The organism is Flavobacterium hungaricum (assembly GCF_015182285.1).
Classification (GTDB): domain Bacteria; phylum Bacteroidota; class Bacteroidia; order Flavobacteriales; family Flavobacteriaceae; genus Flavobacterium; species Flavobacterium hungaricum.
Genome location: NZ_PRDM01000001.1, coordinates 72,292 through 86,757 on the forward strand (window position 1 = coordinate 72,292; position 14,466 = coordinate 86,757).

The following is a 14,466-nucleotide window of genomic DNA, read 5'->3' on the forward strand; positions in this document are numbered from 1 at the left end:
TTTAAATTACTAATTTTTTAATGGACGAAAAATCTTTTTAGTTTCTGGCACATCTCCAAATCTGTTGTTAGGTCTTGAATATTTAATACTCATTCCTCCAGCACTATTGACTTTTAAATTATAGAAAGCAGGTAATGTACCATTTTTTGTAAAACATAAAAAACCAGTTCTTTTTTGTTCATTAAGTTTCAAATCAAATCTAAAATCATTATAGTAATGATTACTTGTCGCACTTGAATTGGTATAGTTTAAAAATAACTTCCTATTTGAATTACCTACAAAAAAAGAGGAAAAATTTTCTCCATATGCTTTACCTGAAGGGTAATTTCTATCTTTAGGTTGCAGTGATCCCGCAACCAACGAACAAGCTGTAAACATGACATTTGCATTATCCGTCAATAAACTTTTTATATACTTTAGTGATGAGTTTTTCGCTGGATCACCAATTGGTCCCGCACCATTTGACGATAATTCTGCACCAGCGGTACTACCATGAGATCTCCAAGCTAAATTAGTAATAAAAGAGGTTTTATCACCATAAGCTTTTTTTAATGCTCTCTCTGCTTCTTCAGGACTACTTACTGCTATCCAGTCATATTTTCCACTAGTCTCATTCATTTTCTGTTCATTAATACCCTGAGCATCCATTGTAAATATTAAAAGATTTGGACTACCTGTTAATTTTCCTTTTGTTGGAGGGTCATTTTTAGGATCCTCTGGTCCCATTCCTGAAGGATCTATTAAATTGAGTGGATTATTAAAGCAATAATTATAGGGAGAATGATGTAAAAATTCTTCTGCTAAAGGGTCAACACTCAACCACAAAGAAGTCTTCATGTCTAAATACCTTGCCCCATAATAGCTCAAATTCGTTTCCCTGTCAAGTTCTTTGCCGTTAAAAAGATATGGCGAAGAAAACGAGCTGGAATGCTCCTCAAATAAAACTTCCCCAAAAGCAATATACTCCACATGCTGTGAAATAGAGCCATTTTTGTTGGTAATATAGGAAGTACTTCCCAAATGATCCGGATGAAAATAAAAAATATCATTCTCTGGCATTCCTGTTCCGGTAAAACCTTCGCCTCCTTTAACGGTTGTGGGTTCTACTGGCGGTCCAAATTGTACTGGCGGTCCAGGAACATCTCCTGGTGCGTTGAAAATAGGATTTCTAGGCCATCCTTCTGGCGGTTCTTGGTTTTCTTCTACAGGTTTAATGACTTCACTCGGGTACGGATCTCCCGTAAATTCAGGAGTTGCGTAAATCCCCTGCTGCGTTGGCGGGCCGGGAGGCAAACCTAAACTTTTTACATAGGCATCCATTGCTTTTTGTTGTTCGGCTGTCAATTTGGTATAATTAACACCGCCAGCAGTAATTTTTAGCGGTTGTGCAAAAGCTCCGTTTCCTAGTTTGCTTACAATACGTCCTGCACCTTCAAAATAATGTTTGGTAAATTTTCCTTTGCTGATCACAAAATATGGCGAAACATAACCAGTATAATCATCGGTATGTACAATAGTAGCCGCAGTTTCTCCGTTGATCGCCACATTTTGAGAATCTCCAGAGCTTTTTATTACTCTTTCTCCTCCTGCATCATACGTATATTGATGGATTCTTCCGTTATCGTTTATTCCCATTAAACGGTTTTCTTCGTCCCAAGTCATTTTTCTGAAGTTTTTGTCTTCGGTATAACTTGTTGGGTTTCCATTTCCGTCGTAAACATATTCTCTCGGTTGCGTCTTTCCTGCCTCAGCAATTTTATTGGGTGCGTTAGGATGCAGTTCGTTATCGTAATTGTACTCTAAAACATAACCTTTTTGTTCGTTGTTTACCGTATGCACCAAATCTTTTTTGGTAATGTTGTGCATTTTATTGTAGCTCATATTCAGCTCATAACTAGCTTTAGTAAACTCACCCTGATAGCTTGCCTTTGCCGATTTTAATCTATAAAAATCGTCGTATTGGTATTCATGAGATGAGGTCCCGCCTAAAGTATTGTTTACAATTGGAGCGGTGTTTTTTATATTCAATACATTCCCAACTAAATCATAACCATACGAATTATTCATTACTTGTCTCGCACCGCTTTTTACCTGCAGCTGCTGTAATCTTCGCATTACAGGGTCGTAAGTATAATTGGTTTCGGTATCGTTTCCATATTTTAAATATTTACGCTGTTCAAATTCGTCATAACTCAATTGTTTTATGTAATCGTAAGTATGACTTTCTTTTTTGCCCTGCATGCTCTGAAGATTTCCTGCGCGGTTATAGGTATATTCAACCACTTCGCCATCAGGATACGTCATTTTCTGGATACGGTTCCAAGTATCGTATTCGTATTGCGAAATGTAGGTCTGTACATCGGTAGGAGTGATGCGCAGCGTGCGGATTTCTTTTTCGACTTCTCCCAGTTTTCCGTAGAAAAACTCCTGCCCGCCGCTGGCATCTTGTACAAACCACAATCTGCCTCGGCGCGCTGCAGTTCCATCGGCTTTACCGTAATTGTACTGCACATTATTCTGCGGGTTTTTAGGGTATTTTATACTTTCTAAACGGTTGTAATTGTATACGTATTCGATTGCACCGCCGTTGGGTACTGTGTTTTTTATATCTTGTGTGACGCGTGTTGTCAAGTTACCTGCCAAATCATATTGCATGGTAGTTGTTCCTGCATCTGGATGCGTAAACTCCACACGTCTTCCCAGCCAGTCGTAACTGCTTTTGGTAATATGATCCATAGCATCGGTTACTTTGATCATTTCTCCCAAAGCATTTGTTTCAAACTTGGTCGTCAAATCGTTCTGCATGCTGGCCAAATTCTGTCCAGTTGCATCTGTAAAAGTTTCACTTGTTTTGTTTAAAGCATCTGTTTGGGTCGTTCTTAAAACTGAAATTCCTTCATAATCTTCTATTGCAAAAACAGTTGTGTTGGTGCTGCCGTCCGGCAATGTTACTTTAACTGCACGACCCACTTCATCATATTCTGTTTTAGTTGGTGTAACAGTAGATACTGCCGTACTGAAGTTATTATCGAGAGTCGTAGAGGTGGTAGGGTAGTAGCTGGTTATTTGACGCCCTAATCCGTCATAAATTATTTTTCCCGAAATGATATGCGCTTCCTGATCAGCACTTCCTGATTGTGTAAACAAACTGGCTGTTTTCTTTACCTGCAAAGCCCTTCCTAATCCGTCCGTATAGGTAAACGTTTCGATATCTTTGTCTAATTCTGGATCATAATTTTTGGTTTTCGCATAAGGTACTTTTGCCTCTGGGAAATATTCGTAAGCAATAGTATAGGCTTTACCCGAAGCAATCTCGTAAGGTGCTTTTATAGTAGCCGGACGACCTTTAGCATCCAGTGTATAAATCATACTTTGATCGTTACGATCAGTCGTTTTTAATGGTACACCATAACGGTAATCGTATTCCATTTTGTTTTGATACCCAAATGCATCTTTGATTTCGGTCATATACTGATGGTTTTCTGTATCAAAAGTATATTCCAAAGTCATTCGCTGTGCTTTATGATTGGTTGGCCCGGTTATTTTCTCCAGGTTTCCGTACGTATCATAAGCAATATCGGTAATGGCAATTTTATCCGCAGCAGCGTAATTTTTAATCTGCGTTACTTCGGCTGTTGTTGTGTTGATGGTTGTAGCTCTTTTACGGCGTAATCCGTCAGTTGTATACACTTCTAACTGTTTCGGGATACCTCCATAATAAGGCGTAGTGCTTTCGTGATAAGTGATTTTTGCGGTTACTTTATCATCTGCCGTTCCGTTTCCTAAATCTTCGTATTGCGTGATATTTCCGTTAGCGTCATAGGTATTAAAAGTATTGGTTTCAAGATATTCGCTGCCGCCTTCGTATACTTTTTGGTTCGCATGAATTAATCCCACAAAAATGCGTTTGTCATCGCAGGAAGGTAAATTTAAATCAGAAACCGGAACACTTGCCTGTGTTTTTACATCCACAAAACTGTATTCGTTTTCAGTTTCCTGACGCATTTTTCCATTTTTATCTAATGTATAACTATGTTTCAACAGATTTTTACGGAAATAATCCTGATTGTAAAACTCCTGAACAGTCGTTGTAAAAACAGAATTATCTGCCGCATCAATCTGTTCCTGAATTACTTTTCCGAATCCGTAAAACTCTCTTTCACGACGATCGTGAAAACCGTCTTCATAACGGAATTTAGCAATCGAATGATCGATTCCATCACCTTTATGTCCGTCAAAAACATCTACAGACTGCAAAACCCATTTAGCCGACGGATTCTCATAACTTGGTTTTGTGAGTTCGTAATCTACCACATAGCTGTTTCCAGCGCCGTTGGTAACGCTTTTTAGTTTGTTGGTTCTTTTGATGTTGGAAAGCTGTGCTGTTAAATGGTTATCATCTGTAGAAACGATATAATCCAGGTTTCCATCACCGTCAATATCCATATATGTTCCTTCAGAACGGCTGGTGCTCCATCCTTTACTTCCTCCAACAGTTGGTGTAATACGAAGCAGCCAAACCGTGATATCAAAAGAGAAATTGGCATTCATACCGTAGCTTACTCCTTTATTCAGATTCATTTCTGAGAATTTTGGATATACAATTGGTGTATCAAATGAATCTCCTAAGTTAAAAGCCACTTTCATGGTATTGCCCTGATAGCTTATTTTATCTGCCAGACCATCACCGTTGATATCCATAAAAGATTCGTCAACATCAGATTCTGATCTTGCATAATTGGCACCGCCCGAAATAGACCCTTGTTTAATACTGAAACCTAATCCAGCACTCCAATCAGTAGAGAAACCTTTGTTTAAACTTCCCAGATTCCAATTTCCTCCCGATACAAAGCCGTAACCTGTGTTCAGCATTACGTCTCCATTGTCAGTTACTTTATCCGGAAGTCCATCACCGTTTATATCGCTGTGAATCAATCTAGAACGGTCGGTTCCTTTTCCTTGCGATGCACTTACCGAAATTTGGTCTTTTGCTTTTTCAGCTTCTTCATCGGCACAAGATCTTGAAGCTTCTCGTTGTGCCGCTACTTTTCCAACAGTCATTCCCAAACCGCTTTTTGCAGTTCCGTGGCTGTAGCTCCCGCCAAAATTAGGACCTTCGGAAGTAGTGGTCGCATGACTGAAATTGTCTCCTATATTTACAATTTGATCCGAAACTTTTCCAACAGGGGCTGTCAGCTGTACATTGCCGCCGCGAATATAATCTGGAAAACGGTCCCCATTAAAGTCACTCATCGTCTGTGTTACATACGAATCTCCGTCTATAGACTTGCTGTAACCCATATTGGCAAAACCTGTAGAAGCGCCGGCAGAGATACTTTTACTTTTGCTTTCGCTGATCATGTCCAATGCTGATGTACTGCCGCCTTGTAAATTTGGAAGTGAAAAATCCGTGTAATCGGCAATATCATCTTCTCCTAGTCTCGATGTTCCAATAGTCTGGCCTTTAATATAAATTCCTTCTTCCAGACCTTCCCATTTGTATTTAGTGTAAGATGGATTTAAAGACACAAAATAATTATCGGCCATTTCGTACCCTTTTCCATCATAATTTTCAGGATCGGTATTGTTCAAATCAGGTTCGTTATTATACGCGTCCGACTGCTTTAACTTAGTCTGATCTATGGTGTTTGAAGCCAGTGTTCCATTGATAACAAATCCTCCCCATTGACGGTGGTACAATCCTAATGTTCGCTCGTCTGAATTTAGAAGACTGTAAATCGCAAAATCATCTGCAGCCTTGGTATAGATCACATCATCGGTAAGGTCTGTCAAGTCTTTTAAATCGGTTACCTGAACCTGAATATTTAAAGCATTTGCTTTTGGATAATTTTTGATTATTGTAATAGACTGGGCATTAGAAACCGTCATTTCTAACTGAATAGGTGCTCCTAAAACGGCATCTGGATAGACAACTGCATTATCAAATGCATTGTTAACCAACACTAATGTACCTGCGGTGATTTGATAGCGGTTACGGGCTAATAAAACATTATTTTGTTTGGCAGAGATAATGACATCTCCGTTATAATTATTGATATTTCCTGGATATTGAAAAGGAGTCGCTAATATTAAATCTGCCGGCAGAATGTTTAGTTTTACTTTACCGCTTACTGTAGCACTTACACCTGGGATATTATAATTTCCTTCTCGCTTATTGTATAATAAATGCGAAACTTCCATAGCTGCTTCTTCTGCCTCACCACCCGGATAAGCTGGAACCGTTACTTTAGGGGCAAAAGAAATAGACTGCCAATTGATATTGGTTGCTGTTTCTAAAGCAAGGCTGATTTGTGTTTCTGCTTCGAATACCGGCAGTGTAACTGATGCCAAATCGAAAGCAGCAACGTCGTTTGCTAAAAATGTTTTTTCGTAAACAATTACCGAAGGACTGGTTTGGTCCAGATAACTTTTGGTAATAACCAGTCTAATATGATCTGACGTTACCGGTTTGTTTAAAATTCCTTTTAAAACAACATTTCCGCTGGCTGGAATCGTTTTAGCGGCTAGAGAACTGCTGAAAAAATCACTGCTGGCTTGATAAGAAGCTAAAGAATATAAATTGGCATCTTTAAGAGCAGCTGGAATTGTAAAATCACTTTGTACAATATTTCCGTTAAGATCTCTGTCAAACTGCTTTACCTGAGAATAGGTAATAATAGGATCCCAGTTGACGGTATCAAAATTTCCGTCTTTTACAGCACTAACTCTAAAATACAATCTTTCGCCTTTTTCTACAGAAACAGCATTGTTTTGTTTGGTTTTTATTGCGTAATCTGAAGCGCCAATTACCTCGTTCCAGATTAATTGAGTTCCTTTTTGAAAATACAAGTGAACTCCGTCTGCTTTATCTATTCCTGCATTGTTTACATATTCTGCACGCGCTTTAATACCTTCTGGTGTCGATTCTTCGACAAGCTGATATTGATGCGAAATTGAAACAATTCCTTTTACTGGCGCTTCCCACATACGCACCACATCGTGCAGCGGATTTTGTTTTTCAATCTCTTCTTGAGAAATAGTTGTATATCCAGGAATATTAATATCTCCTCCTCCAAAAACAGGAGAAGGGGTTCCCGTACTGCTGCTTTTGAAAGTTGGAACTCCGTTTTCTAAACGATTGTAATAGACCTGCCCGTTTCGAACAAAATCAATTAATCCATCGCCGTTAAAATCCATAAAGTAAGCCTTGGTTTTATTGGTAGAACGCTGCTGGTCGTAACCAATGTTACCGTATTTTAAGTTTAGATCGACACCCCAGTTAAAAGAAGTTGACTTAGAAAAACCAACATCGCTAATATTAATTTCCTGTAATTCTCCAAAGCCTAACTGCCCAGAACCGGCTAAATTTTTTCGGTAGTAAACCCCATTTTTATTTTTAAATACTTTATCAGGCAGTCCGTCACCATCTAAATCTTCGAGCATGGCAGCAGTATCAGATTTTCCCCAGCTATTTCCTCCGTGACCTCCAACCGTAAAGCCTTTAAGACTTCCTGCATTGGTAGCCAAACCGATTCCAAGTCTGTAACTAATACCTTCTGTAGTTCCTTCGGTACTGCTTACCAAAGAGTGTTTTCCTGAAAATAGTACATCGCTGAAAGAAGGAATAGAGCTGTTCTTAAGATTGTCATTTGGTACATCCCAAGCTTGTTCCGGTCCAAACGGATTGTATTTCCCAGACGAATCACGAACATCATCAAAATAATCCAGCGTATTGGTATAGAATAATTTAGATTCTGAATCGTATTCTGAAATCGATTTTAAAAGTGTTTTCTTAAATGCCCCTTCTTTGTACTGCAGTTCATAACTGCGGATCATTTCGTCTTTATAACGAACCTCGATTTTTCGCAGTAATTGATTATTTATTTGTTTAAAACCTAAACGAGCAGAAACTTGTACATCTGGACGATTTGCTTCTCCTAAATCAGCGTTTTTAACAAAAGTTACGTTGTAATTTCCTTTCTGTGAACCAAATCCGGTATAATAAACCTTTTTAAGATACAGCTCGCCGTCTTTTTTATCGTATTCGTAACTTACTGTATTTCCTTTTAAATCTTTTTGCAGGCATAACACCCAATGCCCAATATTTCCCGATGCATCTTGTAAAACAGTATTGGTGTTCAAACCAGATTCATTTCCACCATAATAACTGGCTACACCGCTTTTGTCTTTTACTACCCAATAATAATTTTTTGGAGAATCTCCTTTACGGATAATCTGCTGAAAAGCGCCTTCGCGTCTTGGATAAAACTGCTTGTCTTTTGTTCTGCCAATCCATTCTGCTCTATGTGAATTCGGGATTAAAGCTTCGCCGGCAATTGCGTAACTTTCGGTTTCATTTGTCGCATCATATCTTGGTGCACCCCAGCGGGTTTCGATATTAACAGATGGTGCCGAAATATCCCAGCCCGTTCCTGCCCAGCTGTGAACTCCGTCTGAGTCGTATTGTAAATTTAGAGAAGGCTGCATGCCGCCGCGTCCGTTCGGAATCACGATCGAAAATCCTGTACTCATCGTTCCTCTTCCGTTTGCAGATGGCGGCGCAATAGATTGAATCCCAACTAATGGACTTGCCGCTTTTAAATCTTTAATGCTCGTAGGGGTATAACCAGAAGTTTCTGGAGATTCCGGCATTTTGATAATTCCCGCAATAAAGTCGGTAAAGTGAGTGGTTTTGGCTTGAATGATTCCCGCTTTCAGGTCTATAGAATCTTTGGTTACTTCCTGCCAAAGACGTTTATTTTCGTCAAAATAAAATACATTAATATCTTTTTCGGTATAACCTTCTGGAATGGCTTTTTTATCAAAAGGAAGCGATAAAGTCACCGCTTTTTCAAAAATAGTTCCGTGCGGCAGTAATCTGAAACCCGCATTAAGAGCCGTTACATTGACCATTGCTGCATTCAAAGGCGCAATATCAATTTTTCGAAGTCCGCTTACCGAAACATTCACATCCGATTGAAGCGCTCCTGCCGGAAAAACGGCATTAAAATCTTTATAGGTAAGTGTATTAGAAGTTTGAAAATGAATTGTTTTAGAAAATTTTTCCCTCGCATTTTCAATCGGTCTAAAACTATCCACTTTTAAAAAAGCAGTGCTTTTGATGATTTCCTGTGTAACAATTCCGGCAGCACTTTCTTTATAGATAGTAATCGATTGATTACCAGACAGCTCTTTTTGATCGAAAACGAGTTCAAATTCGGGCTGGTTCACATTAACAGAAATTCCGTTAACAGTAAGTGATTTAAGCTGTGAAGAAAAATTGGTTCCTTTTATATAAAATTTATGATCCGACTGCAGCAATGTATAGCTGCGTAAAAGCGCCGCTGGTTTGTATACAATTTGTACATTTTTAATCTTATAAGCATTAGAAACTCCTTCTGGCGCTGTAAACAACAATACGTTATCGCCTTGTCTTAAAGACTGCTCAGAAAGAAGTTCTGACTGTGAAGTCCAATTTTTATTAGGAGATAAAAACTGTCCCCCGATACTGGCCTGATTGTTTAAACTTCGCGAAATAGAAGCCGCTTGGTCATAACCATATAATTCGTATTCCAGATAAGCATTCTCGTAGGCTGATGGAAGTTCGTTTACCGACAGATGAAAAACGTTATCATACGCTTCGTCTGTGTCATTTTCGTCCTTAATTCCGATAAAACCTTCTTTGATATCGGCAGTAAAAACTTTGGTTGTTTTTACGGTTTTCGAAGCCGTTTGAGCCGGTTCAGAAACTGTAGTTTCTTTGCGGTCTTCTAAAAAAGCATTCGAAAGTTTAGCCGCCAGATCAGGGTTTTTAAAATTGATGGCAAACAGAAATGAACTTATTAAAAGTACAAGAATTATAATTTTATTTTTCATACTATGCTGTTAATCGATTTTGGGAAAATCGTTCGTAATATTTTTAATTAATGTGATGTTTTATTTCACAATAACTTTAAAAGTTTTAGTTCCGAAATCGGACTTTACTGTAACCAGATACATTCCAGATGAAGCTTTTATAACATCATCGTAGAGATAGTTTTCGATCTGCGTCAGCTCTTTTTGTTTGACTAAGGCACCGCTTGGAGAATAGACTGTTACGGTCGCATTTGTTTTTTTTGCAAACTGCATTGCAATGGTATAATGACCGTCCACAGTTGGATTTGGATATAAAATCAAAACACTTGGATCCAGATTTTCTTTTCCGTCTGTGGTAACGGCAATTTTGCTGGAGGTTTTACAGCCTTCTTCACTTAGCAGACGCAGTTCGTAAGTACCAGACTGATCGATCAGGATTTTAGGATTGTTGTCGATAAAATTTCCTTCGTAATACCATTGGTATTCGTAATGTCCGGCTGGCAGATCTTTACTGGCATCGAGAGTTAAGGCATTTCCGTTTGTTAATTGGTATTCTGGTTTTAGATTGGGGAAAGTACCGTGTTTGTCGGCAACAAAAACCGTTTCAGAGTATAGATTACCCTTGTTGTCTCTTACGATATAATCATAATTTCCAGACGAAAGTGTTAAACCCGAATTGCTCTTTGCCGATTGATTCCATTGCTTTACAACAGCTTCCGTTCCCTCTTTTTTTACTGTTACTGTAAAAGGACTTTCACCGCCTTCAATCGTATAATTTAATTCTCCAGATGCACCAGTGCTGCAATCCGCCTGCGTAATCCAGACACGGCTGAACATTTGAGGAGCCGTTTTAATGGTGAATTTTGCCGTTCCCTGCTTTTGAGAATCCCAATTAAAATCTTTTAAAACCAATTTTTCTTTGCTTGAAGTACTGGCTAATTTTATGTATTCTGAGCTGGTTTCGTCAAAAGTCCCTTTGCCAGAATAATCAATCAACAGCCAGTAATAACTGTCGGGCGGGAGTGTGCCTTTTATAAATTTAGGGTCAAAGATCCAGTCTAAGCTTAAATCTTTAGAACTGGCAAAATCCAGCTGCCATTGTCGGTCAATACCAACAGGTTCGCCTTGTTCTTGTTTTTTGATTAAAAGATTCTTTCCGTTATCGCTCCAAAAAACAAAATAATTGTCAGGAATCGTATTGGTTTTGCTTTTAAGTTCAAAAGTCAGTAAACCAGAATCAATCATGTTGCTGCTTTTTTGTTGCAGCAAACCGCTTGCGTCATCACGGCCTACGGCTGTAATACAAGATGTAAAGGCTTTATGCTTTTCTGCATCCCAAATAGTTTCACCTTTACTGTTTACATAGTTTTTATTCTCAAACGGAGAAAGTGAAATACCGTATTTAATGGCTAAATAACTGGCTGCTTTCTGAGTTTCTAAACCCGATAAAACCCTGTTGTAAACCAAAATTTCGCTGATGCTGCCGCCAAATTCGACCGGTGGTAATTTCTCGGATTTTGTTTTTTGACCAATCGTTAAAGAAGAAGCTTTTGCAATGCTGTCGGTAATATTCTGCTGAAAAAAATGAAGATTTGCTTTGTGCGGTTTGATTTTTTCCTGATACGATTGGTAAGAGTATCTTTTAAGATCAACCAAACGTTTGTTTGTGGCAGCAGAAAGTGTTTTTTGAGGATCGTTAATAGTCCATAAAAACTGTTCTTTCAAACTGTCATTTACTTTATAAACCATAAACAAAGTCTGACGTCTTTTGCTGTCTATTCCCAGAGGCAGAATCAAAGAATCCTGAGCGGTATCAAAAACAATACTCGGATTAAAATTAAATGCTGCTCCTTTGTGTTTTTTGGCAGAGATTTTTCCTTGCTGCGCTGTCAGGCTTTCCCAGTAATAACTTTCACCGTTATTTTTTGATTTAATCCAAAAATACGGATCTGAGACTGCGCCCGGCACTGCTTTTTGCTGCGGAAAAATCAAATTACAAGTCAATAACGATATAAAAATTGATGCAGAAAAAACCTTTTTATACATAATAGAATGTTTTTAATTGTCTAAAAATTAGCCAAATCGTCAAAATCAAAAGAATATCCAATAATCAATGAAATGCTGTTGATTTTGTTTTTGTTTTCGCTGTAGCGATGTCCGTTTTCTTCTGTAGTTAAAGCGTCTGTTAATCCTAATGAATATCGGGCTCCAATGGTTAATTTAGATTCAAACTCGTATCCAATCGAGAAAATTCCAGAGAAGTAATTTTTACCCGTAAAAGATTCTTTCAATACTTTCTGAACATTCGCATCGGGTTCAAAATAAACACCAGAATCTCCAAATATTTGTTGAGCATTAGAAGTATATTTGATATTATCGGCTGCGATATTAAAACTGATATGCGGGCCAAAACCTACGTATAATCCTTCGACTGGATAATATTTAAACTGTGCGCCAACATTAATATAGCTGTAGCCAAAAGTAATTTTGTATTTCAATCCTTTTGCGTCTTCATAATTCACGTCGGTGCCTTGACCAGAGTAGGATATTTCAGTTTGTATGGCCACTTTAGCGTACGGATATTTCCAGTTGATAAAAACACCGCCTGTACCTCCAAATTTTCCTTCTTCTTTTAAAGTAAAATTATCATAGAGACCTTTTACAATTAATGCGTCTGGGATATTTGACATTTTTGAATAAATACCGCCCCCAAAAAGACCGTATGTGATTTCTCTGTCGCCTTGTGCCAAAATAGATTTTGTGCTTACTAATAATAGAAGCAGAATAATTTTTTTCATATTTTTTATTAGAATTACCATTGATGAAAACTGTAGCCTATAGAAAAACTAACCACACTGGTTTTGTTTTGATTTTCTATAAACTGAAAAGAAGAAGCATTGCTTTTGACAACATCTTTGACTCCTAAATAATAACGAAGGTCAAAATGAATGCTTTCCTGTAACTCGTAACCTACAGCAAAACATAAAGAGAAATCGTCTGCGCCGTCAAGACCGTCCTTGTAGAACTGTCTCGTAGCAACATCATACATTCCGTTTGCTTCGTTAGATTTATAAGTAATATTGTTAGGCGATAAGCTTATTCCATAAAAAGCGCCAAAACCTAAATTAAGACCTTGATACGGATATACTTTGTAAAGTGCTCCAATTTGCAGATAAGAGTAGTGGAGCCCCAATTCAAATTCTTTGCCCAAAGCATCTTTATAGGTTACTTTTTCGCCAGACTGTCTAAATAAAAGTTCGGGCTGAATAGCAACACGGGTATCGTAAAGTTTGAAATTAAGAAAAAAACCGCCTTCTAATCCATAGGCACCTTTACTTTGCATGACACTATTGTCAAAAGTATTGTCTCTTCCTTTGATGCTTTCAGGAAGATTACTGATGGTCGAATGTAAACCGCCGAATTTTAATCCGTAGGTTATATTGGATTCATACTGAGCGTGTAAAACGGTATTAAAAAAACAAAAAAAGAGTAATAAACGTAAAGTTATTTTCATGCAGTAAATTTTCTGCGAATATATGTATTAATTTCAGGTTAAGTCTGAGGGCAAGGGCTGAAACCCTTGATAATACAAGTAATTTACCTGATTTCAGGTATAATAAAAATAAGCTATTTCTTAATCCTGAATATGTTCAATGACTTTTATTTTAATGACATCGAGACCTCCATATTTTGCGGCATCTTCTTTTGTCCATACATATTCTTGTTTTTTGGGTCTTTTTTCAAAATTCCAATCGATAAGCTCTTTTACATATACATAAAGAGAAACTATTTTTCTTCCCTTTTCGGAGCGTCTCAATTCTTCGACAGTTATAAATCGAAAAGAAAAGTAGGAAGGATAATCGCGTGTCCCCATTACAAATTTCAACTCTGGTTTTATTTGCTTAAGAAGACTGTCCATCGGTTTATGGAGAAACTGCTGTTCGTTTATTTTCAGTTTCATTGCGTCGTCAGGAGTCTGAACCATTTGCTGGGCTTTACAATTGATTGTAAATAGGATAAGAGAAAATATAAAAAATGTATATTTCATAATTAAATTTAATTCCAAGAATATATTTTAAAGTCAATAGAAAAATTGAAACGTTTTGATCTATCAGTTTTATTTAAAATTCAAAAATAGAAAAATATTCTTACGTTAAAAATCATTTAACATCTTTAGAGTCAATTTTAATCAGGCTGTGATTTAGTCGAATTTTTATGAAATATAGATACTTACGATTATAGTATTTTATTTTAATGAATTGTACCATGATTGAGAAAGATCCATTTTATAGAAAAGACAAAATATACAAATAGTACTTTTTTTTGGATTGTATTGGTTGTTGTTTTTTGGTTTTATAATGGGAAGATCAAAAAGGAATTTTAGGATTTGATTTTTTGAAATTGAAAAAATCATCTTTCCAGCAAGGAGTAATTATAAAATGAATGTGATATGAGATGTTTTTGAAGTCTACAAATCATTAAAAAAAGGTTATTAAAGGCTAAAAAGAACAAATCCGTAGATTTACGTGCTGTTTTTTTGTGGTATCTTTTTATTTTTGTGCCTGTATATAAGCCCAAAAGCTTGATTTAATTTTTATCCTCCAAAAACTG

5 protein-coding genes are annotated in these 14,466 nt (G+C 37.3%); all 5 read right to left on the reverse strand.

Annotated elements, in window-relative coordinates:
* Positions 1–9 precede the first annotated feature (9 nt).
* Complete coding sequence (locus tag C4F50_RS00270) at positions 10–9,876, reverse strand: SpvB/TcaC N-terminal domain-containing protein (RefSeq protein ID WP_193844440.1); 9,867 nt, start codon at positions 9,874–9,876, stop codon at positions 10–12.
* 60 nt (positions 9,877–9,936) lie between these two features.
* Positions 9,937–11,901, reverse strand: coding sequence for a T9SS type A sorting domain-containing protein (locus C4F50_RS00275; RefSeq protein WP_193844441.1), 1,965 nt, complete (start codon positions 11,899–11,901; stop codon positions 9,937–9,939).
* Between the two features lie 20 nt (positions 11,902–11,921).
* Entirely contained in the window at positions 11,922–12,653 is a 732-nt protein-coding gene (locus tag C4F50_RS00280) for an outer membrane beta-barrel protein (protein ID WP_193844442.1), read from the reverse strand.
* Positions 12,654–12,667: 14 nt separating this feature from the next.
* On the reverse strand, positions 12,668–13,369 hold the full coding sequence (locus C4F50_RS00285; RefSeq protein WP_193844443.1) for an outer membrane beta-barrel protein: 702 nt from the start codon (positions 13,367–13,369) through the stop codon (positions 12,668–12,670).
* A gap of 120 nt (positions 13,370–13,489) precedes the next feature.
* Entirely contained in the window at positions 13,490–13,903 is a 414-nt protein-coding gene (locus C4F50_RS00290) for a hypothetical protein (protein ID WP_193844444.1), read from the reverse strand.
* Between the last annotated feature and the right edge of the window lie 563 nt (positions 13,904–14,466).

Coding starts and splice junctions, on each gene's coding strand:
- C4F50_RS00280 (WP_193844442.1), bottom strand. CDS start 12,653: ATGAAAAAAATTATTCTGCTTCTATTATTAGTAAGCACAAAATCTATT.
- C4F50_RS00270 (WP_193844440.1), bottom strand. CDS start 9,876: ATGAAAAATAAAATTATAATTCTTGTACTTTTAATAAGTTCATTTCTG.
- C4F50_RS00285 (WP_193844443.1), bottom strand. CDS start 13,369: ATGAAAATAACTTTACGTTTATTACTCTTTTTTTGTTTTTTTAATACC.
- C4F50_RS00275 (WP_193844441.1), bottom strand. CDS start 11,901: ATGTATAAAAAGGTTTTTTCTGCATCAATTTTTATATCGTTATTGACT.
- C4F50_RS00290 (WP_193844444.1), bottom strand. CDS start 13,903: ATGAAATATACATTTTTTATATTTTCTCTTATCCTATTTACAATCAAT.